At 74.9% G+C, this 19,841-nt stretch carries 21 protein-coding genes; all 21 read left to right on the top strand.

What is annotated here, in order from left to right; genetic code table 11:
• The coding region (locus ACFQ80_RS01260) for an HIT family protein (protein WP_430562256.1) at positions 1-482 on the top strand (482 nt) is incomplete at its 5' end.
• Complete coding sequence (pgsA, locus tag ACFQ80_RS01255) at positions 482-1,141, top strand: phosphatidylinositol phosphate synthase (RefSeq protein ID WP_430551195.1); 660 nt, start codon at positions 482-484, stop codon at positions 1,139-1,141. The genes ACFQ80_RS01260 and pgsA, both read left to right, overlap by 1 nt.
• The gene (locus ACFQ80_RS01250) at positions 1,141-2,103 is read left to right on the top strand and encodes a phosphatidylinositol mannoside acyltransferase (RefSeq protein WP_430551196.1); all 963 of its coding nucleotides are present in this window, start codon (positions 1,141-1,143) and stop codon (positions 2,101-2,103) included. Before pgsA ends, ACFQ80_RS01250 begins: the two co-directional genes overlap by 1 nt.
• Positions 2,100-3,353 carry a glycosyltransferase family 4 protein gene (locus ACFQ80_RS01245; RefSeq protein ID WP_430562255.1) on the top strand — a complete coding sequence of 418 codons (1,254 nt, stop codon included), beginning with the start codon at positions 2,100-2,102 and terminating at the stop codon, positions 3,351-3,353. The genes ACFQ80_RS01250 and ACFQ80_RS01245 overlap by 4 nt, the downstream gene beginning before the upstream one ends.
• A complete protein-coding gene (locus ACFQ80_RS01240) occupies positions 3,350-3,937 on the top strand; it encodes a hypothetical protein (protein ID WP_430562254.1) in 588 nt (195 codons plus the stop codon). The genes ACFQ80_RS01245 and ACFQ80_RS01240 overlap by 4 nt, the downstream gene beginning before the upstream one ends.
• A 69-nt stretch (positions 3,938-4,006) precedes the next feature.
• Positions 4,007-4,927 (top strand): pyridoxal 5'-phosphate synthase lyase subunit PdxS, encoded by a 921-nt coding sequence (gene pdxS / locus ACFQ80_RS01235; RefSeq protein WP_430551199.1) that lies wholly within the window; start codon positions 4,007-4,009, stop codon positions 4,925-4,927.
• 12 nt (positions 4,928-4,939) lie between these two features.
• Complete coding sequence (gene hrpB, locus ACFQ80_RS01230) at positions 4,940-7,465, top strand: ATP-dependent helicase HrpB (RefSeq protein WP_430562253.1); 2,526 nt, start codon at positions 4,940-4,942, stop codon at positions 7,463-7,465.
• Positions 7,466-7,658: 193 nt separating this feature from the next.
• The gene (locus tag ACFQ80_RS01225) at positions 7,659-8,234 is read left to right on the top strand and encodes an NUDIX hydrolase (RefSeq protein WP_430562252.1); all 576 of its coding nucleotides are present in this window, start codon (positions 7,659-7,661) and stop codon (positions 8,232-8,234) included.
• Between the two features lie 112 nt (positions 8,235-8,346).
• Positions 8,347-8,883, top strand: coding sequence for an alternate-type signal peptide domain-containing protein (locus tag ACFQ80_RS01220; protein WP_430551202.1), 537 nt, complete (start codon positions 8,347-8,349; stop codon positions 8,881-8,883).
• Positions 8,884-8,888: 5 nt separating this feature from the next.
• Complete coding sequence (locus tag ACFQ80_RS01215) at positions 8,889-9,566, top strand: signal peptidase I (protein WP_430562251.1); 678 nt, start codon at positions 8,889-8,891, stop codon at positions 9,564-9,566.
• A 203-nt stretch (positions 9,567-9,769) separates the two neighbouring features.
• Positions 9,770-10,318 (top strand): hypothetical protein, encoded by a 549-nt coding sequence (locus tag ACFQ80_RS01210; protein WP_430562250.1) that lies wholly within the window; start codon positions 9,770-9,772, stop codon positions 10,316-10,318.
• Positions 10,308-11,207 carry a hypothetical protein gene (locus tag ACFQ80_RS01205; protein ID WP_430562249.1) on the top strand — a complete coding sequence of 300 codons (900 nt, stop codon included), beginning with the start codon at positions 10,308-10,310 and terminating at the stop codon, positions 11,205-11,207. Before ACFQ80_RS01210 ends, ACFQ80_RS01205 begins: the two co-directional genes overlap by 11 nt.
• A 71-nt stretch (positions 11,208-11,278) precedes the next feature.
• Entirely contained in the window at positions 11,279-11,923 is a 645-nt protein-coding gene (gene pdxT / locus ACFQ80_RS01200; protein ID WP_430562248.1) for a pyridoxal 5'-phosphate synthase glutaminase subunit PdxT, read from the top strand.
• Between the two features lie 7 nt (positions 11,924-11,930).
• The gene (locus ACFQ80_RS01195; protein WP_430551207.1) at positions 11,931-12,689 is read left to right on the top strand and encodes a YebC/PmpR family DNA-binding transcriptional regulator; all 759 of its coding nucleotides are present in this window, start codon (positions 11,931-11,933) and stop codon (positions 12,687-12,689) included.
• 109 nt (positions 12,690-12,798) lie between these two features.
• Complete coding sequence (gene ruvC, locus ACFQ80_RS01190) at positions 12,799-13,389, top strand: crossover junction endodeoxyribonuclease RuvC (RefSeq protein ID WP_430551208.1); 591 nt, start codon at positions 12,799-12,801, stop codon at positions 13,387-13,389.
• 124 nt (positions 13,390-13,513) lie between these two features.
• Positions 13,514-14,149, top strand: coding sequence for a Holliday junction branch migration protein RuvA (gene ruvA / locus ACFQ80_RS01185; RefSeq protein WP_430551209.1), 636 nt, complete (start codon positions 13,514-13,516; stop codon positions 14,147-14,149).
• Positions 14,142-15,245 carry a Holliday junction branch migration DNA helicase RuvB gene (gene ruvB, locus ACFQ80_RS01180; protein ID WP_430551210.1) on the top strand — a complete coding sequence of 368 codons (1,104 nt, stop codon included), beginning with the start codon at positions 14,142-14,144 and terminating at the stop codon, positions 15,243-15,245. Before ruvA ends, ruvB begins: the two co-directional genes overlap by 8 nt.
• Before the next feature lie 166 nt (positions 15,246-15,411).
• Positions 15,412-15,855 (top strand): preprotein translocase subunit YajC, encoded by a 444-nt coding sequence (yajC, locus tag ACFQ80_RS01175; RefSeq protein ID WP_430551211.1) that lies wholly within the window; start codon positions 15,412-15,414, stop codon positions 15,853-15,855.
• A 173-nt stretch (positions 15,856-16,028) separates the two neighbouring features.
• Positions 16,029-18,095: a protein translocase subunit SecD gene (gene secD / locus ACFQ80_RS01170; RefSeq protein WP_430562247.1), complete on the top strand. Its 2,067-nt coding sequence runs from the start codon at positions 16,029-16,031 to the stop codon at positions 18,093-18,095.
• Positions 18,095-19,192, top strand: coding sequence for a protein translocase subunit SecF (secF, locus tag ACFQ80_RS01165; RefSeq protein ID WP_430551213.1), 1,098 nt, complete (start codon positions 18,095-18,097; stop codon positions 19,190-19,192). The genes secD and secF overlap by 1 nt, the downstream gene beginning before the upstream one ends.
• A 13-nt stretch (positions 19,193-19,205) precedes the next feature.
• Positions 19,206-19,814: an adenine phosphoribosyltransferase gene (locus ACFQ80_RS01160; protein ID WP_430551214.1), complete on the top strand. Its 609-nt coding sequence runs from the start codon at positions 19,206-19,208 to the stop codon at positions 19,812-19,814.
• Positions 19,815-19,841 lie beyond the last annotated feature (27 nt).

Raw genomic sequence — 19,841 nt, 5'->3', positions numbered from 1 at the left:
TTTCCTGCCGGCCGACGTGCTCGGGGTCCAGGTGCCGGTCAGCGGGTCGCGGTGGGTCCTCGTGCGCGGCGGCCGTCTGCGTCGCCCGCGGGGCGGAGTGCTACGCGGTGCTGAACCTGTACCCGTACAACTCGGGGCACCTCATGGTGCTGCCCTACCGGCACGTGTCCGGATACGTCGACCTCACGGCGTCCGAGACCGCCGAGCTGGCCACGATGACCCAGACGGCGATCCGCACCCTCGGCGCGGTCTACGGACCGGCCGGCTACAACATCGGGATGAACCAGGGCGAGGTCGCGGGCGCCGGCATCGCGGCGCACCTGCACCAGCACGTGGTGCCGCGCTGGCTCGGCGACGCGAACTTCCTGCCCGTCGTCGGGCAGACCAAGGCGCTGCCGGAGCTGCTGGCCGACACGCGGGCCCGGCTCGCCGCGGCCTGGCCCGGCGCGGGCACCGCCACCGAGCCCGACGGGGCGCGCTGATGCTCGGCGGCCTGCGGGCGACGATGCAGCGGCTGTTCACCCCGCCCGCGCGGCTGCTCCTGAGGCTCGGGGTGTCGCCGGACGCCGTGACGATCGCGGGCACGGTGGTCGTCGTCGTCCTCGCCCTCACGCTGCTGCCCACCGGGCACGTCCTGCTCGGCGGCGTCCTCATCGGCCTGTTCGCCCTCGCGGACTCGATGGACGGGGTCATGGCGCGCCTGTCGGGCCGCACCGGGCCGTGGGGCGCGTTCCTCGACTCGACCCTCGACCGGATCTCCGACGGCGCCGTGTTCGCGGGCATCACGCTGTGGTTCGTGCTCCACCCGGACCTGCCGCACGCCACGTGGGGGATCGTCGCCTCGCTCGCGTGCCTCGTGCTCGGCTCGGTCGTGCCGTACGCCCGCGCCCGCGCCGAGAGCGTCGGCGCCACCGCCGCCGTCGGGATCGCCGAGCGCACCGACCGGCTCGTGGTCGCCCTTGCGGCCGTCGCGTTCACGCAGGTGGGGCTGCCGGTCCTCGTGACCGAGATCGCGCTGACGCTGCTCGCCTTCGCCAGCCTCGTCACCGTGGTGCAGCGGGTGGCGACCGTGCGGCGTCAGCTCGCCCCGGCGGGGCCCGTCCCGCACGCACCCACCGACCGTCCCGACCCGGAGGCCTGATGCGGATCGACGTCGCCCGCCTGTACACGTTCGCCTGGCGCCACGCGCCGAAGATCCCGGAGCCGGTGCTGCGCGCGGCGTTCACCGCCGTCGCCGACCTCACCTGGCTGCGCCGCACCGAGGGGGTGCGGCGGCTCGAGGCGAACTACGCGCGCGTGCGGCCCGACCTCGACGGGCCCGAGCTGCGCCGCCTCACCCGGGCCGGCATGCGCTCGTACATGCGGTACTTCCGCGAGGCGTTCACCCTGCAGGGGGCCACCGCCGAGCAGATCACCGCCCGCGTGCGCGTGGACGGCTACGAGAACCTCGCCGGGCCGGTCGCCGACGGGCAGGGCGTCTCGCTCGCGCTGGCCCACCTGGGCAACTGGGACCTCGCCGGCGCGTACGCGACGCCGCACATCGCCCCCGTGCTCACCGTGGCAGAACGGCTCAAGCCCGAGGAGCTGTTCGTCGAGTTCGTCGAGTTCCGCCGCTCGATCGGCATCGACGTGCTGCCGCTCGGCGACCACGACGTCTTCCGCAACCTCGTCCGCGGGGCCGTGAAGGGCGGGTGCATCGTGCCGCTGCTCGCCGACCGAGACCTCACGTCGTCGGGCGTCGAGGTGGACCTCTGCGGGCACCGCGCCCGCGTCGCCGCGGGGCCGGCCGCGCTGGCGCTCGCGGCCAAGGTCCCGCTCGTGCCGGTGGGGATCACCTACGAGCGGCTCACCGGCGAGCGCCGGCGGGCCGCCGGCACGGCCTGGGGCATCGTGATCCGGTTCTACCCGCCCGTCCCGGTCCCCGACGACTCCGGGCTGCACCGCAAGGAGCGCGTGGCACGCATGACGCAGGGCTGGGTGGACGCGGTCGCCGTCACCCTCCAGGAGTCCACGCAGGACTGGCACATGCTGCAGCGCGTCTTCGTCGACGACCTCGACGCCGAGCGGTACGCGCGCACCAGGGCCGAGGCGGGCGAGGCATGAGCGCCGTCCCCGGCGGCGCCACCGTCGCCGCCCCGGAGCGCCCGCTGCGCGTCGGGATCGTGTGCCCGTACTCGTTCGACGCGCCGGGCGGGGTGCAGTTCCACGTGCGCGACCTCGCGCAGGCGCTGCAGCGTGCCGGGCACGAGGTGTCCGTGCTCGCCCCGGCGGACGACGACACGCCCGTCCCGGAGGTCGTCACCGCGGCCGGCCGGGCGATCCCCGTGCGCTACAACGGCTCGGTCGCCCGACTGACGTTCGGCCCGCGGGCCGCCGCCCGGGTCCGACGGTGGGTCGAGGCGGGCCGGTTCGACGTCGTGCACGTGCACGAGCCGATGGTGCCCAGCCTGTCCATGCTCGCGCTGTGGCAGGCCGACGGGCCCGTCGTGGCCACGTTCCACACGTCGCAGGCGCGCTCGCGGGCGCTGCAGGTCGCGTACCCCCTGCTGCGGCAGTCGCTGGAGAAGATCGCGGCGCGGATCGCCGTCTCCGAGGACGCGCGCCGCACCCTCGTCGACCACATGGGCGGCGACGCCGTCGTCATCCCGAACGGCGTCTACGTCGACACCTTCGCCGCGGCCGTGCCGGACGACCGGTGGCGCGGCACCCCCGAGGCGCCGACGATCGCGTTCCTCGGCCGGCTGGACGAGCCGCGCAAGGGCCTCCAGGTGCTCGCCGCGGCCGCCCCGCAGGTGCTCGAGCGCATCCCCGGGGCACGCTTCCTCGTCGCGGGCAAGGGCGACGACGGCCGGGACGACGCCCTCGAGGCGCTCGGCCCGCACGCCGGCTCGTTCGAGTTCCTGGGGGGCGTGAGCGACGAGGACAAGGCGTCGCTGCTCGCGTCGGCGGACCTGTACGTCGCGCCGCAGACGGGCGGCGAGAGCTTCGGCATCGTGCTCGTCGAGGCGATGAGCGCCGGCGCCGGCGTCGTGGCCAGCGACCTGGGGGCGTTCCGCCGGGTGCTCGACGAGGGCGCCGCGGGGCGGCTGTTCCGCACCGGCGAGCCCGACGACCTGGCCCGGACGGTCCTCGAGGCCCTGGGCGACGCCGCCGGCACCCAGGAACGGCGGGACCGGGCCGCGGCGTTCGTGCGCCGGTTCGACTGGTCCGCGGTGACCCAGCAGGTGCTCGCGGTCTACGAGATGGCCGTCGCCGCGGGGGAGGCGCTGGGCTCCCCGGTGGCCCCGTCGCGGACGGAGAGCGCCGTCGGCTGGCTGCGCACCCGGCGCGCCGCAGGAGGTGAGGGAGCATGACCTGGTCCGAGCTCGCGCTCGTCGTCCTCGTCGTCGCGGCGGTCGCGGTCTGGCTCGCCTGGATCTCGGCGTCGCGCCTCGACCGGCAGCACCGCAAGGTGGTCGCGTCACGCATCGCCCTGCAGGCCCAGCTCGCGCGCCGCGCGGGGGCCGCCGTGGACCTGGCCTCGTCGGGGCTGCTCGACCCGGCGGGGGCCGTGCTCGTCGCCGACGCCGCGTTCGCCGCCCTGGAGGACGCGGGTCCGGCGCCGACGCCCGGCGCGGAGCTCGCGCTGGACGGGCTCGGCCTCGACCGCGAGCGGGCCGAGAGCGAGCTCTCCGCGACGCTGCGCTCCGCGCTCGGCGACGACGAGGCGCTGGCGGAGCTGCGCGGGGCGCCCGGCGGCGACGAGCTCGTCGGGCAGCTCGCGGCCGCCTGGTACCGCGCCCAGCTGGCCCGGCGGTTCCACAACGAGGCCGTGGCCCAGGCGCGGCGCGTGCGGCGCACCTGGTACGTGCGCCTGCTGCGGCTGTCGGGGCACGCGGCGCTGCCGCGCACGGTCGAGCTGGACGACCAGATGCCGGAGGGGCTCTCCGCAGCCTGACGCGCGGAACTAGGATGGAAGGCGCGTGACAGCGGTCACGCGTCCTACTGCGACACGAGCGAGGTTGCGTTGAGCGAGACCATCGGCAGCGACGGCCGGATCCCCGCGGGAGAGGTGGGCACCGCCCGCGTCAAGCGCGGCATGGCCGAGATGCTCAAGGGCGGCGTCATCATGGACGTCGTCACGCCCGAGCAGGCGAAGATCGCCGAGGACGCCGGCGCCGTGGCCGTCATGGCCCTCGAGCGGGTGCCCGCCGACATCCGTTCCCAGGGCGGCGTCGCCCGCATGAGCGACCCCGACATGATCGACGGCATCATCGACGCCGTCTCGATCCCCGTGATGGCGAAGGCGCGCATCGGGCACTTCGTCGAGGCGCAGGTGCTGCAGTCCCTGGGCGTCGACTACATCGACGAGTCGGAGGTGCTCACCCCCGCCGACTACGCCAACCACATCGACAAGTGGCAGTTCACCGTGCCGTTCGTGTGCGGTGCCACCAACCTCGGCGAGGCGCTGCGCCGCATCACCGAGGGCGCGGCGATGATCCGCTCCAAGGGCGAGGCCGGCACGGGCGACGTCTCCAACGCGACGACGCACATGCGCCAGATCCGCGCGCAGATCCGCCGCCTGACCTCGCTGCCCGAGGACGAGCTGTTCGTCGCGGCCAAGGAGCTGCAGGCGCCGTACGAGCTCGTCGCCGAGGTCGCGCGCGCCGGGAAGCTCCCGGTCGTGCTGTTCACCGCGGGCGGCATCGCCACCCCGGCGGACGCCGCGATGATGATGCAGCTCGGCGCCGAGGGCGTGTTCGTCGGTTCCGGCATCTTCAAGTCGGGCGACCCCGTCGCGCGGGCGAAGGCGATCGTGCAGGCCACCACGTTCCACGACGACCCGGACGTCCTCGCGAAGGTCTCCCGCGGCCTGGGCGAGGCGATGGTCGGCATCAACGTCGACGAGATCCCCGAGCCGCACCGGCTCGCCGAGCGCGGCTGGTAGGTCCAGCGAGGCGTGCTGCTGCCCGAACCGTCCGTGCGGGGTGCGGACCTGCCTGTCCGGGCGGTCCTGCCCGCCACGGTCGAGGCGGTGCGGTCGCGCGGCACCGCGGTGCTGGTCGCGCCGCCCGGGTCGGGGAAGACGTCGCTGCTGCCGCTGGCGCTGGGCGACGCGCTCGGCGGCACGATCGTCGTCGCCGAGCCGCGACGGATGGCGACCCGCGCGGCTGCCGCGCGGCTGGCGACGCTGGTCGGCGAGCCGCTCGGGCAGCGGATCGGCTACGCGATGCGCGGGGAACGCAGCGGGGGCCGAGGTGTCCGCGTCGAGGTGGTGACCACCGGGCTCCTCGTCCGGCGCCTGCAGCAGGACCCGGAGCTCCCGGGGGTCGCCGCGATCGTGATCGACGAGTGTCACGAGCGGCACCTGGACGCCGATCTGCTGCTCGCGCTCTGCGTCGACGTCCGCGCGAACCTTCGGGACGACCTGGCGATCGTCGCGACGTCGGCCACCGCGGACACGGTCCGGCTGAGCCGCGCGCTGGGCACCGACGTCCCGGCGCCCGTGATCACCGCGTCCGCGGCGCAGTTCGACGTGGCGACCGAGTGGGTCCCACCACCGGTCCCCGCGCCGCTGCTGCCCGGTGGGCGGGTCGACCCGCGCCTGCTGGACCACGTCGCGACCGTCGTCCGGCGCGCGCTGACCGAGAACGACGGCGACGTCCTCGTGTTCGTCCCGGGCGAGGGCGAGATCGCCGCGATGACCCGCCGGCTGGCCGGCCAGAACGTCCTGCCGTTGTTCGGCCGCCAGTCCCGGGCCGAGCAGGACCGCGCGCTGGCTCCGTCCGCCACGCGCCGGATCGTGGTCACGACGTCGGTCGCGGAGAGCTCGCTCACCGTGCCCGGAGTCAGGGTCGTGGTCGACGCGGGCCTGGCCCGGGAGCCGCGGACCGACCAGTCCCGTGGCCTCGGTGCGCTGGTCACGTGCCGGGTCTCGAGGTCGTCGGCCGACCAACGAGCGGGTCGCGCCGGGCGCGAGGCGCCCGGCCGCGTCTACCGGTGCTGGTCCGCCACCGACCACGCCCGGCTCGACGATCATGCGGCGCCGGAGATCGCGACCGCCGACCTGGCGTCCTTCGCGCTCGACCTCGCGGCGTGGGGTGCGCCCGGCGGCGCCGGCCTGACCCTGCTCGAGGCGCCGCCGGTGGCGGCGATGTCCGCGGCCACCGAGCTGCTGCGCCGCGTCGAGGCCGTGGACGACGCAGGACGGATCACCGAGCGCGGCCGGCGGATGGCGGCGATCGGGGCGCATCCCCGGCTGGCTCGGGCGTTGCTGGACGGGGCGCCGCGGGTCGGCGCCGACCGGGCGCACGAGGTCGTCGCCATGCTCTCGGACGACTCCGGCCGCGGCTCCGGCGACGACCTGCCGGCGCGCTGGCGAGCCCTGCGCCGTGGTGAGGACCGCGCGGCCACGGCCCGCTGGCGCGAAGAGACGAAGCGCCTCGGCCGGGGCGCGACGACGGGCGACCCCTCAGGTGGGCGGGCTGGTCGGGAGACCCGCGAGATACCGGACGACCTCGCCGCGGGGATCGTGGTGGGGCTGGCGTACCCCGACCGCATCGCCCGGGCCCGCGGGACGGACTCGACGACCTACCAGATGTCCGGTGGCACGGGAGCTGCCCTGGACCCGCAGTCGCCGTGGCGGACCACGACCTGGCTGGCGATCGCGGTCGCCGACCGGGCGCCCGGTCGCGCCGACGCCAGGATCCGTTCCGCGGCACCGATCGACGAGCAGACCGCCCGCGACGTCGCCGGCGACCTGGTCACGACCACCGACCGGATCCGGTGGGACGACGGCCGAGTCGTGACGCGACGCGTCGAGGCGCTCGGCGCGATCGTGCTGAACGACGTCCCGCTGGCGAACCCCGACCCGCTGCTCGTGCAGGCGGCCGTCCGTGACGGCATCCGGCGCAGCGGCCTGTCCGTGCTGCGCTGGTCGGAGGCGGCGCTCGCTCTGCGCGAGCGGCTCGCGTTCTGCCACGCCCACCTCGGCGCCCCGTGGCCCGCGGTCGACGACGAAGCGCTGCTGGGCGGGCTCGACGGCTGGCTGGGCGCCGAGCTCGCCTCGGTGCGAGGCGCGCGCGATCTGGCCCGCATCGACGTGGCCTCGGCGCTCCGGCGGCTGCTGCCCTGGCCCGCCGCAGGCCGGTTCGGCGAGCTCGCACCGGAGCGGCTCCAGGTCCCGTCGGGCACGCAGGTCCGGCTCGCGTACGACGGTGTCGAGCCACCGGTCCTCGCGGTGAAGCTGCAGGAGGTGTTCGGCTGGGCCGCTGCTCCGGCGGTCGCGGACGGTCGTGTCCCGGTCGTGCTGCACCTGCTGTCGCCCGCACGACGTCCGGTCGCGATCACCAGCGATCTCGCCTCCTTCTGGAAGCAGGGCTATCCCCGGGTCAGGGCCGACCTGCGAGCCCGCTACCCCCGCCATCCGTGGCCGGAGGATCCCCTCACCGCCCTCCCGACCGCACGGGTCAAGCCTCGCCGGTGAGTCGGGGTGCGACCTGATCACGTCCGTCGCGGGGACCGGCGACAGCGTGCCGGGAGCGGCCGTGCCGGTCGCTGGTTCGTGGCGTGCTCGTGGCTAGCATGGGCCTCATGGATGCACGTTCCCCGTCACTCGTGAACCACGGCATCGACGTCGAGGCCGAGCCGGCGCCCGTGCGCCTGATGGAGCGGGGCTGGTGACGCCGGCCCTCGGGTGCGACTGGGCGGTCGGGCCGGACGGGCTGCGGCAGCGGCGCGCCGCGCGAGTGATCGTGCTGGACGACGCGGACCGGGTGCTGCTGGTGCGCGGGCACGACTCCGACCAGCCGGAGCGCTCGTGGTGGTTCACCGTCGGCGGCGGCATCGACGACGGCGAGAGCGAGGTCGACGCGGCCCTGCGTGAGCTGCGCGAGGAGGCGGGGCTGGCTCTCGCCCCCGGCGACCTCGTGGGCCCGGTGCTGACCCGCGACGCGTTCTTCCACTTCTTCGCGGAGACGTGCCGCCAGCAGGAGGTCTTCTTCCTGGCACGCGTGGACGGCGGCCACCGGCCCACCGACGACGGGTGGACGGCGGAGGAGCGGGACGTGCTCGACGAGATGCGCTGGCTGACCACGGCCGAGCTGCGCGCCGAGACGCGCGAGATCTTCCCGACCATCTTGCCGGACGTCGTCGACGCCCTGGCCCGCGGGTGGGACGGCACCGTGCGCCACCTCGGGGTCCAGCACGACGACGAGCCGTCCGACCCGGAGGAGCTCGGCACCCCCGCGCCGTGACCACCGGACGCACGACGCGCGCCCCGGGCATCCGTTGGTTACCGTCGATGTGAGGCGCGTCACGCACGACGGGTGCGGTCGCGCGTGACCGGCACCGACAGGGGGCGTCGACGTGAACCGACTGACGAAGGCTGCGATCGCCGTGGGAGGTGCCGCGGTCCTGCTGGTCGGCGGCGCCCAGACGATCGCGTACTGGACCGCCGAGGGCACCTCCACGGGCACCGACGTGTCCGCGGGCACCCTCACGATGACCGACGGGGCCTGCGGGGAGTGGACCCTCGACGGGGGCGGGGCGGTGACGGACGGCATCGTGCCGGGTGACACCGTGACCACCACCTGCGCACTGACCGTCGGCGGCACCGGCGACCACCTCGCGCTGGGCGAGATCACCGTCTCGTCGCCGACGTGGGGCGAGGACAACGCCCTGACGGCGGCGCTCGACCTCAGCCTGACCGAGGCGACGCTGGGTGGTGAGACGCTGACCCTCCCGCTGACGGACCCCGTCCCGGTCGGGGCGTCGGACGAGCTCGTGGTCAACCTCGAGGCGGCGTTCGACACCGCGGCCGGGAACGACACGCAGGCGCTGACCGCCGCGCTCGAGGACGTCACGGTCCAGGTCACGCAGGCGCACGTCGTCCCGACGCCCTGAGCGCCGTGGCGCCGGCACGCCCGCGCCCGGGCACCGTGCGGCGCGCGCTCGGGCGCGCGCTCGCCGGTGTCGTGCTGCTGGTCGCCGGTGGGGCGTTGCTGCTCGTGGTCGTCGTCCCCCGCCTCGGGGGCGCGACGCCGTACGGCGTGGCGACCGGGTCGATGCGGCCCGCTCTCGACGTCGGCACGCTCGTGGTGGCGCGTCCCGCCGACATCGAGAGCATCACCACCGGACAGGTGGTCACCTACCAGCTGCGCTCCGGTGACCCGACGGTCGTGACCCATCGCGTCGTCGGGCTGGGCACGACGGCCGGCGGTGAACGGACCCTGCTCACGCAGGGGGACGCGAACGACGTCGCCGACGCGCAGCCAGTACGTGACGTGCAGGTGCGGGGCGTGCTCTGGTACGCCGTGCCGCAGCTCGGCCGCGTCATGGGCGTGGGGTCGCCGCAGCAGCGGCAGGTGATCACGACCGCCGCGGCCGTCGGCCTGCTCGGGTACGCCGGCTGGCTCGTCGCAGGGGAGGCCCGGGAGCGGCGCTCCCGGAGGGGCGAGGGGCCGTCGCCGGGCCTGGAGACCTGGTGGCCGGAGCAGGTGTCGCCGCCCGGCGCGTCACGTGCCGTCGAGCCCTCCGCGGAGCCTTCCTCGGGGGAGCCATTCTCGGGCCGGGAGCCGGTGCGGTGAGCGGAGCGCGCGAGGTCCCGTCCCCGCCTCGACCCCGTCGCCGCGGGTGGGCAGCGACTCCCGCGCGCCGGCTGGCGGCCGTCCTGGCCTCGGGCGCGTTCCTCCTCCCGGTCGCCCCGGCCGCGGCCGGCGTCGTCCCCGTCGCGGGAGGGGGCGCGGGAGGAAACGCGGGAGGGGACCCCGACGGAGGCGTCGCGCTCAGCGTGGACGGCCGCGGGTGGTCGGACGACCTGAAGGTGCCGCTGTTCGAGGCCTCGCCGTGGGTGCCGGGGGAGACGCGGCGCTCGGTGCTGCTGGTGCGCAACGACGGTCGCGGCACGGCCGACGGTCAGGTGGCCGTGGCCCTGGGGGCGGGGACGGGCGACGGGGCCGGGGCGCTCGCCGACGCCCTGCGCGTCCGGGTGCGCCCCGCGGGCGACCCGTGGACCGCCACCGGGCGGCCGGTGCCCGTACGGCTCACGGAGTCCGAGGTGCTCCCGGTGTCGCTCGAGGTGACCCTCGCTGCGTCGGCGGGCGACGACACCCAGGGCGCGACCGTGCCTCTCGACGTCGTGGTGACCCTCGTGGGCGACGCGCCGACGGGCGACCGCCCACGCGACGAGCCGGCGCCGGACGACGACGCGCGTGCCGCCGCCCTCCCCCGCACCGGCGGGTCCCCGGCGCTGCCGCTGCTGGCCGCGGCCGGCGCGGTCCTGCTGGGCGCGCTGCTGCGGTGGGCGGCCGCGGCGAGGGAGGGGCGTCGTGGTGGTTGAACGGTCCGGCCGGCGCCCGGCGGGGATGCGCCGGGTCGCGGTCCTGGCGGTGGTGGCGCTCGTCGGCGTGCTCGCGGGCGGCGGGGTCGCGTGGGCCTGGTGGCAGGGGGAGGCCACGGCGACGGCCCCGACGTCAGCCCTCCGGGCCGGCGCCGTCGACGTCCAGGTCGTCGGGCTCGGCAACGAGCTCGTCGGTCGTGGCGGCAGCGTCACGGCGACCGCGCTGGGGCTCACCGGGGCCGTGCCGGGGTCCGGCGACTCCGAGATCGTCACGGTGCGCAACGGCGGCTCGCGGCCGACGACGGTGACCGCCACGCCGACGCGGACCGGGACCCTGGGCACGTCGTTCACCACCAGCGCGTCGTTCGGCGCCGCCGACACCGGGACGGGGTGCGGCACGGGCAACGGCACCTCCACGACCATCCCCGCGGGAGGGACGGCCGCGCTGTGCGTGACCGTCGCGCTCTCCGCGTCGGCGCCGTCGTCGGTGCAGGGGCAGGCAGGCGGGGTGTCCGTCGCGCTCGCGGCCTCGCTCGGGGGCACGGCGTGGACCGACACAGGCACGGTCGTCAGCGGCGCCGTGAGCGCGGCGACCGTCCCCGCTCCCACCCTCTCGTGCGGCGCGCTCGGTCTGGTGTCCGTCACGTTCAACTGGACGGCGGTCGCCAACGCGACCCGGTACCAGTTCACCTTCGGCCCTGCCGCCACGCCGACCACCGCGCAGGTCCCCGCCGGCACCACCGCCTACCAGGTGACCGGCGTCGCGACGAACGCCACGGCACGGGTGCGCGCCGAGCGGGTCTTCACGGGCAACGTCGTGTGGACGTCCGTGTCGTCGAACACCCGCACCTACAACATCGCCCTCGGCCTGATCGGGACGTGCGCCTGATCGGGACGTGCGCGGGACGTGCGCCTGAGCGGCCGTCGGCCGGGCGGATCCGTGGCCCCTACACTTCCCCGGTGACCACGACGATCGGAGTCCTCGCCCTGCAGGGCGACGTGCGCGAGCACGCCGCGGCGCTCGAGCAGGCGGGGGCGCGCGCGGTGAGCGTGCGGCGCCCGTCCGAGCTGGAGGCCGTCGACGGGCTCGTCCTGCCCGGCGGGGAGTCGACGACGATCGACAAGCTGCTGCGGCTCTTCGAGCTCGCCGACCCGCTGCGGCGGCTGATCGGCGAGGGTCTGCCGGTGTTCGGCTCGTGCGCGGGCATGATCCTGCTCGCCGACCGCATCGAGGGCGGGACCGCCGACCAGCGCACGCTGGGCGGGATGGACGTCGTCGTGCGGCGCAACGCGTTCGGCCGCCAGGTGGACTCGTTCGAGGCGGACCTGCAGGTCGCGGGCGTCTCGGACGCACCGGGCGGCCGCCCGGTGCGCACCGCGTTCATCCGCGCGCCGTGGGTCGAGGAGGCGGGGCCGGACGTCGAGGTGCTCGCCCGCATCCCCGACCGCTGGGCGGACGGCTCCGCGGTGGGGCCCGCCGCCGGTAAGATCGTCGCAGCACGTCAGGGACGGCTGCTCGCCACCGCGTTCCACCCGGAGATCACGGGGGACGCGCGGGTGCACGGGCTGTTCGTCCGGATCGTCCAAGCATCGCGAAGGAGTTAGGGAGCGCATGTCAGGTCACTCCAAGTGGGCCACGACCAAGCACAAGAAGGCGGCGATCGACGCCAAGCGCGGCAAGCTTTTCGCGAAGCTGATCAAGAACATCGAGGTCGCCGCGCGCACGGGTGGCGGCGACCCTGCCGGCAACCCCACGCTGTTCGACGCCATCCAGAAGGCCAAGAAGTCGTCCGTCCCGAACGACAACATCGACCGCGCCCTCAAGCGCGGCTCCGGCGAGGGCGCCGACGCCGTCGACTACCAGACGATCATGTACGAGGGCTACGGCGCGAACGGCATCGCCGTCCTCGTCGAGTGCCTCACGGACAACAAGAACCGCGCCGCCTCCGAGGTGCGCCTCGCGTTCTCCCGCAACGGCGGCAACCTGGCCGACCCGGGCTCCGTGTCGTACCTGTTCTCCCGCAAGGGCCTCGTCGTCGTGCCCAAGGCCGACGGCGTCACCGAGGACGACGTGATGCTCGCCGCCCTCGACGCCGGTGCCGAGGACGTGAGCGACGAGGGCGAGGCCTTCGAGGTGCTCTGCGAGGCCACCGACCTCGTCGCGGTCCGCTCCGCCATCCAGGAGGCGGGCCTCGAGTACGACTCCGCCGACTCCATCTGGCACCCGTCCATGGAGGTCGAGGTCGACGTCGAGGGCGCACGCAAGATCCTGCGGCTCATCGACGCCCTCGAGGACAGCGACGACGTGCAGAACGTCTACGCGAACTTCGACGCCTCCGACGAGGTCATGGCGGCCCTCGACGAGGACTGAGCCCCCCGGGCGGTCCCCGAGCCGCCGAGGTCGTTCCCGATCCCGCGAGGTAGGACCTGCCTCGGCGTATCTCGGACCCCCTCGGCTCGCCGCGTGAGAGGGTGACGACGTGCGCGTGCTGGGGGTGGATCCGGGGCTGACCCGGTGCGGTGTCGGCGTCGTCGACTCGCTGCCGGGGCGGCGGGCGCGGCTCGTCGACGTGGGTGTGGTGGGCAGCGACCCCGCCACGAGCATCGACCTGCGGCTGCTGCACGTCGCCGCCGGGCTGGATGAGTGGCTCGACCGGCACGTGCCCGACGTCGTGGCCGTCGAGCGGGTGTTCGCCCAGCACAACCTGGGCACCGTCATGGGCACGGCCCAGGTGGCCGGCCTGGCGATGGTCGCGGCCGCGCGCCGCGGCATCCCCGTGGCGATGCACACGCCGAGCGAGGTGAAGGCCGCCGTGACGGGCTCCGGCCGCGCGGGCAAGGAGCAGGTGCAGCGCATGATCGCGCGCATCCTCGGGCTCGACGACCTGCCGCGACCCGCCGACGCGGCCGACGCGCTCGCCCTCGCCGTGACGCACCTCTGGCGCCCGGCGGGCGCGCTCCAGGGCGGCGAGCGTCACGAGCTCACCCCCGCGCAGCGCGCCTGGGCCGCGGCCGAGCAGTCGGCCCGCAAGGGCAAGCACCGCGGGGCGCCGTCCCGCACCTCGCGCTGACGGGCGGCCGCTCCCGGTCGATGCTCGTTCCGCTCGTGTCGCGGCGGACGGCGTCGGCGCCCGTTGTTACAGTGACGCCTCGTACGGGTGTTCGACACCAGACCGGCTCGACGGAAGGACCACGGTGATCGCCTCCCTGACCGGCACGGTCACGCACGTGACGCTGGAGCGGGCCGTGCTCGACGTCGGCGGGGTCGGGTACCTCGTGCACGCCACCCCGGGAACCCTGGCCGGCCTCCGGGTGGGGGAGCGGGCGCAGCTGCACACCACGCTCGTCGTCCGCGAGGACTCGATGACCGTGTTCGGCTTCGCCGAGGCGGACGAGCGCGAGGTGTTCGAGACGGCGCAGTCGGTCTCGGGCGTCGGCCCGCGCATCGCGCTCGCCATGCTCGCCGTGCTGACCCCCGACGCCCTGCGGCGCGCCGTCGCGTCCGAGGACCTCGCGGCGCTGCGGCGCATCCCCGGCGTCGGCCCCAAGAGCGCCCAGCGCCTCGTGCTCGAGCTGTCCGGCAAGCTGGGCGCACCGACCTCTGCCGCCACCGGCGCCGCCGTCCCCGACGCGCCGCCGGTCGCGGCGGGGGACCCGGCGCGCGACCAGGTGGTCGAGGCGCTCGTGGGCCTGGGCTGGGCCGCCAAGGTCGCCCAGGACACCGTCGACCGCGTCCTCGCGGACGCCGGTGACGGGGCAGCCGACGGCCCGGTCGACGTCGCCGCCACGCTGCGGGCGGCGCTGCGCTCCCTGGGCGGCCGGCGTGGCTGAGCCGCTGGAGCCGGAGTACGGCGGCGAGCGGCTCGTCACCTCCTCGGCCGACGACGTCGAGCGCGCGGCCGAGGCGGCGCTGCGGCCCAAGAAGCTGGACGAGTTCGTCGGGCAGCGGGTGGTCCGTGACCAGCTCTCCCTGGTGCTCCAGGCGGCGCTCGCGCGGGACGCGTCTCCCGACCACGTGCTGCTGTCGGGGCCTCCCGGGCTCGGCAAGACGACGCTGGCGATGATCATCGCCGCGGAGCTCGGCACGTCGCTGCGGGTCACGAGCGGCCCGGCGATCCAGCACGCGGGCGACCTGGCGGCGGTGCTCTCCTCGCTCGAGGAGGGCGAGGTCCTCTTCATCGACGAGATCCACCGGCTGGCCCGTCCGGCGGAGGAGCTGCTGTACGTCGCGATGGAGGACTTCCGCGTCGACGTCGTGGTCGGCAAGGGGGCGGGGGCGAGCGCGATCCCGCTGGCGCTGCCACCGTTCACCGTCGTCGGCGCGACGACGCGGTCCGGCCTGCTGCCGGCCCCGCTGCGCGACCGTTTCGGGTTCACGGGGCACCTCGACTTCTACGACGCCGCCGAGCTGGAGCGCGTCATCATCCGGTCCGCCGGGCTGCTGGGCGTGGACATCCAGCACGCGGCCGCGCACGAGATCGCCGGCCGCTCGCGCGGCACGCCCCGCATCGCGAACCGGCTGCTGCGCCGCGTGCGCGACTGGGCGCAGGTGCGCGGGGACGGCAGCCTCGACCTGCGGGCGGCCCGGGCCGCGCTGGAGGTCTACGAGGTCGACCCGATCGGCCTGGACCGCCTGGACCGCGCCGTCCTCGACGCCGTCTGCCGCCGGTTCGGCGGCGGGCCCGTGGGCCTGGGCACCCTCGCGATGACCGTGGGGGAGGAGCCGGACACCGTGGAGACGGTCGCGGAGCCCTACCTCGTCCGCGAGGGGCTCCTGGGCCGCACGCCGCGCGGCCGGGTCGCGACGCAGGCCGCGTGGGAGCACCTCGGGCTCGAGCCGCCGCCCGGGGCGTGGGGAGCCCCGCTCGGGGGGACGCTGTTCGACGGGTCCGGCGCCGCCGACGGGGACGCCGGGACGCCCCAGTAGACTGGGAGAGCCCCCTGCCGCCGACGGCCCGGGGGCCGGAACTCGACGGGTGCCGTGCTCGTTGGGGGCCGTGTGCGCAGGATCCTGCGCCGGCGCGCCGACCGGTGCGCCCCGACGCCCGGCAGTCGGTCGACGACCGTCGGGCAGCGACAGACAAGGACGCTCCGTGGAACTCATCATCCTCTTCGTGGTCCTCGCCGGCCTCATGTTCTTCATGAGCCAGCGGACGCGCAAGCAGCAGAAGCAGCAGGCCGAGTTCCGGTCGCAGCTCGCGCCGGGCCAGGAGGTCATGACCGGTTCGGGACTGTTCGGCACGGTCGTGGAGATCGACGAGGCGGCCGACACGGTCACCATCGAGACGGTCCCCGGCGGCGCGCAGACCCGCTGGCTGCGCGCGGCCATCGCCAAGCGCGTCGACACGCCGGTCGAGGAGCCCGTGGACGAGGCCGACGAGACCGAGGTCACAACCGACTCCTCCGCGACCGGTACGATCACCTCCGGCGACGGTCACATCGACGTCCCCGACGACCTGTCGAGCCTGGACACCGCGCAGCGGGAGTACCGGGAGCAGCAGCGTCGCGACGAGGGCGAGACCGGCACCACGAAGTGACAGCACCAGCGACATGGGACGGCGGGCGCTCGCGCCCGTCGGCCTGACGACGCGCCGGTCGGGGTGATCCCGGCCGGCGCCATCACGCGTCGGCCCCGCGGCGGCGCGCAGACGGGAAGAGACAGAAGTTGGCGAACTCACGCACGAAGCGGTCGCGTCCGGTACGCACCCTCGTGGTCTTCACGATCCTGACGATCGTCCTGCCGTTCCTCGCCCTCGGCGCCGGCGTCTTCTGGGACGCCAAGTCCGACGCCAACCCGGACGGCGCGAGCTGGGCCCCGGGGCTGGCGCTCGACCTGCAGGGCGGCACGCAGCTGATCCTGAAGGCGGACACCACCGACGGGTCGCAGGTCACGTCGGAGACGATCGACGAGTCGATCAACGTCATCCGCCAGCGCATCGACTCCTCGGGCGTCTCCGAGGCGGAGATCACCGCCCAGGGGCAGAACAACATCGTCGTGGGCATCCCCGGCGAAGTGTCGCAGGAGACCATCGACCTCATCTCGCAGCCGGCGCAGATGCGCTTCCGCCCCGTCCTTACGTACGCCGCGGGCACGCCGACCCCCGAGCCGTCGGCCTCCCCGAGCGCCGACTCCGGTGACGCGGCCGACGACGCCACCGACGAGAGCGCCACCGACGAGAGCGCGACGGACGAGGACGCTTCCGGGGACAGCCCGAGCGGCAAGGGCGCCGGCGCCCCGCTGTCCGTCCCGGCGGACGTCGACCCGTCGGCCACGCCGACCGCCACCGCGACCTCCGGCGACGACGCCGACCCGTCCCCGACGGCGACCGACGGGACCGACGCGGGCGAGGATGCCGCCGCGGCGTCCGACCCGAGCGACCTGGCGCAGATCACGCCGGAGATCCAGAAGCAGTTCGAGGAGCTCGACTGCACCGACCCCGCGAACCTCAAGGGTGGCGGCGGGGACGACCCGGACAAGCCGCTGGTGACCTGCGGCGAGCAGGACGGGATGAAGTACATCCTCGGCCCGATGGAGGTCGACGGCGTGCACATCGCGTCGGCGAGCTCCGGCCTGGTCCCGGGCGCGAACGGCACCACCACCAACGAGTGGGGCGTCTTCCTCAATTTCGACTCCGTGGGGACCGACGAGTTCCGCGAGACCACGACCCGCCTGCAGGGCCTCGAGGCGCCGCGCAACCAGTTCGCCATCGTCCTCGACGGGCTCGTCGTCTCGGCGCCGTCCCTGTCCCCGGGCACGATCATCTCGAACGGCCAGGCGACCATCTCCGGCTCGTTCACCCGGGACACCGCCGCGACGCTCGCCAACCAGCTGAGCTTCGGCGCGCTGCCCGTGCAGTACACGGTCGAGAGCCAGGAGGTCATCTCCGCGACGCTCGGCTCCGAGCAGCTGCGTAACGGTCTGATCGCCGGCCTCATCGGTCTCGCGCTGGTCGTCGTGTACTCGCTGCTGCAGTACCGCACGCTCGGCCTGCTGACGGTCGCGTCGCTGGTGGTCGCCGGCGTCATCACGTACGTGTCGATCGCCCTGCTCTCCTGGGGGATGGGCTACCGGCTGTCGCTCGCGGGCGTCGCCGGCCTCATCGTCGCCATCGGCTTCACGGCGGACTCGTTCATCGTGTACTTCGAACGCATCCGTGACGAGCTGCGCGACGGGCGCACGCTGGCCTACGCCGTCGAGCGCGGCTGGGCCCGTGCCCGGCGTACGGTCCTCGCCGCCAAGGCCGTCAACCTGATCTCCGCGATCATCCTGTACTTCCTCGCCGTCGGCGGCGTCCAGGGCTTCGCGTTCACCCTGGGTCTGACGACCATCATCGACGTCGCGGTCGTCTTCTGGTTCACGCACCCGATGATGGAGGTCATCACCAAGGTCCCGTTCTTCCGGGACGGCCACCTCTGGTCCGGCCTGTCGCCCGAGCGGCTGCGCGCGGGCTCCGGCCCGCGGTACGCGGGCGCCGGGCGCGTGCGGATGCCGCAGCCCGCCGTGGCGGGCGCCGCGGCCGCCGCCGAGGTCCCGGACGACGCCGGGGCGTCGAGCGAGCGCGTGACGCCGGAGCCCGTGCACAGCGGCGCGCGTCAGGCGCCCGCGGCCCCCGTGACGGACGCCTCCGGGCGCCGGCTGACGATCGCCGAGCGCCGCGCGGCGGAGCGTCGGGCGGCCGCCGAGGAGGCGGACCCGGGGCCCGGCGCAGGACCGGACGACGGATCGCCCTCGGCGACCGGTGAGAACCCCTCTGGCACGAACGAGGAGAGCCGCTGATGGCCGGCATGAACTTCGCCCAGTGGGGCAACGACCTGTACACGGGCCGTCGGTCCTACCCGATCGTGCAGCGCCGCCGGCGCTGGTTCACGGTGGCGGGCGTCCTCGCGGTCGCGTCGATCGCCGTGATCCTCATCAAGGGCCTCACGCTCGGCATCGACTTCCGCGGCGGCACGGAGTTCACGGTCAACGACGTGACCTCCACCGAGCAGCAGGTGGCGATCGACACCGTGCACGAGGTGCTCCCGAACGAGGAGCCCCGCGTCGCGATCGTCGGCGGCTCGGCGGTGCGTGTCCAGACCGAGGAGGTCACGCCGGAGCAGGAGGCCGCCCTGGTCACGGGGCTCGCCACCGCCTACGGCGTCGACGAGTCCGCCGTGACGACGTCCTTCGTCGGCCCCACCTGGGGCGCCGGCGTCTCGATGCGCGCGCTGTGGGGCACCGTGGTGTTCGTCGTCGCCGCCGCGCTCTTCATGGCCGTGTACTTCCGTGCCTGGCGGATGTCCGTGGCGGCGATCGTCGCGATGCTCGCGGACCTGCTCATCTCCGCCGGCGTCTACGCGGCGATCGGCTGGGAGGTCACGCCGTCGACCATCATCGGCTTCCTGACGATCCTCGGCTTCTCGCTGTACGACAAGATGGTCGTGTTCGACAAGGTCCGCGAGAACACGGCGGACGTGCTCACGCAGACCCGCAGCACGTACGCCGAGCGGGCCAACCTCGCCGTGAACCAGACGCTGGTGCGGTCGATCAACACCTCCGTCGTGGCGCTCCTGCCGGTGGCGAGCATCCTGTTCGTCGGTGCGTTCCTGCTGGGCGCGGGCACCCTGCGCGACCTGTCGCTGTCGCTGTTCGTGGGCATCGCCGTCGGTGCGGCGTCGTCGCTCTTCCTCGCGACGCCGCTCGACGTCTCCCTGCGTGAGCGCGAGCCGAAGATCGCCGCGCACACGAAGGGCGTCCTCGAGGAGCGTGCCGGCCTGGTCGCCGAGGGCGGCCACGACGCCGAGGTCGCGGCGTACACGACCGGGTCCGCGCAGCTGATCCCGGGCCAGCACCAGGGCAACCGTGCCCAGCCGCGCCGCAAGCGCGGCCACTGAGCCGGGGGCGAGCATGGTCGACGAGACGACCGGCCCGACCGGCGGCGCCGTGGACGACATCGTCGTCGACGGGCTGGGAGGGCTCGGCCCCGAGCGGGCCGCCGAGGTCCGGGCGCTGATCCGCGACGTCCCGGACTACCCGCACCCGCCCGTCGTGTTCCGCGACATCACCCCGTTGCTCGCGGACGGCCCGGCGCTGGCGGACGTCGTGGAGGCGTTCGCCCGCCTCGTGGACGCGGACGGCGGCGTGGACGTCGTCGCGGGCATGGAGGCACGGGGCTTCCTCCTGGGCGCGCCGCTCGCCACCCGCCTCGGGGTCGGGTTCCTGCCGCTGCGCAAGGCGGGCAAGCTGCCGCCGCCGGTGGAGCGGGTGGACTACGACCTCGAGTACGGCTCGGCCGCGATCGAGCTGCGCACGGGAACACTCGAGGCGGGTGCGCGTGTTCTGCTGGTCGACGACGTGCTCGCCACCGGCGGCACGGCATACGCGGCGGCCGAGCTCGTGGAGCGGTCGGGCGGTCAGGTGGTCGCGCTGGCGTTCCTGCTCGAGCTCTCCGGCCTGGGCGGACGCGACAGGCTGACCGGGCGGACGGTCGAGGCTCTGCTGCGCGTGGAGTCGTAGACTTGCCGTCCCGGCCGACGGCGACCC

Origin of the sequence: Isoptericola sp. NPDC056578, from assembly GCF_042793275.1 — a bacterium.
In the GTDB taxonomy this organism is placed as follows: domain Bacteria; phylum Actinomycetota; class Actinomycetes; order Actinomycetales; family Cellulomonadaceae; genus Isoptericola.
This window is presented reverse-complemented; position numbering and strand designations above follow the sequence as displayed.

Excerpts from the sequence above, each read along its gene's own strand:
- ACFQ80_RS01245 (WP_430562255.1), top strand. The coding sequence starts at position 2,100 with ATGAGCGCCGTCCCCGGCGGCGCCACCGTCGCCGCCCCGGAGCGCCCG.
- pgsA (WP_430551195.1), top strand. The coding sequence starts at position 482 with ATGCTCGGCGGCCTGCGGGCGACGATGCAGCGGCTGTTCACCCCGCCC.
- secF (WP_430551213.1), top strand. The coding sequence starts at position 18,095 with ATGGCCGGCATGAACTTCGCCCAGTGGGGCAACGACCTGTACACGGGC.
- ACFQ80_RS01250 (WP_430551196.1), top strand. The coding sequence starts at position 1,141 with ATGCGGATCGACGTCGCCCGCCTGTACACGTTCGCCTGGCGCCACGCG.
- ACFQ80_RS01240 (WP_430562254.1), top strand. The coding sequence starts at position 3,350 with ATGACCTGGTCCGAGCTCGCGCTCGTCGTCCTCGTCGTCGCGGCGGTC.
- ACFQ80_RS01195 (WP_430551207.1), top strand. The coding sequence starts at position 11,931 with ATGTCAGGTCACTCCAAGTGGGCCACGACCAAGCACAAGAAGGCGGCG.
- ACFQ80_RS01160 (WP_430551214.1), top strand. The coding sequence starts at position 19,206 with ATGGTCGACGAGACGACCGGCCCGACCGGCGGCGCCGTGGACGACATC.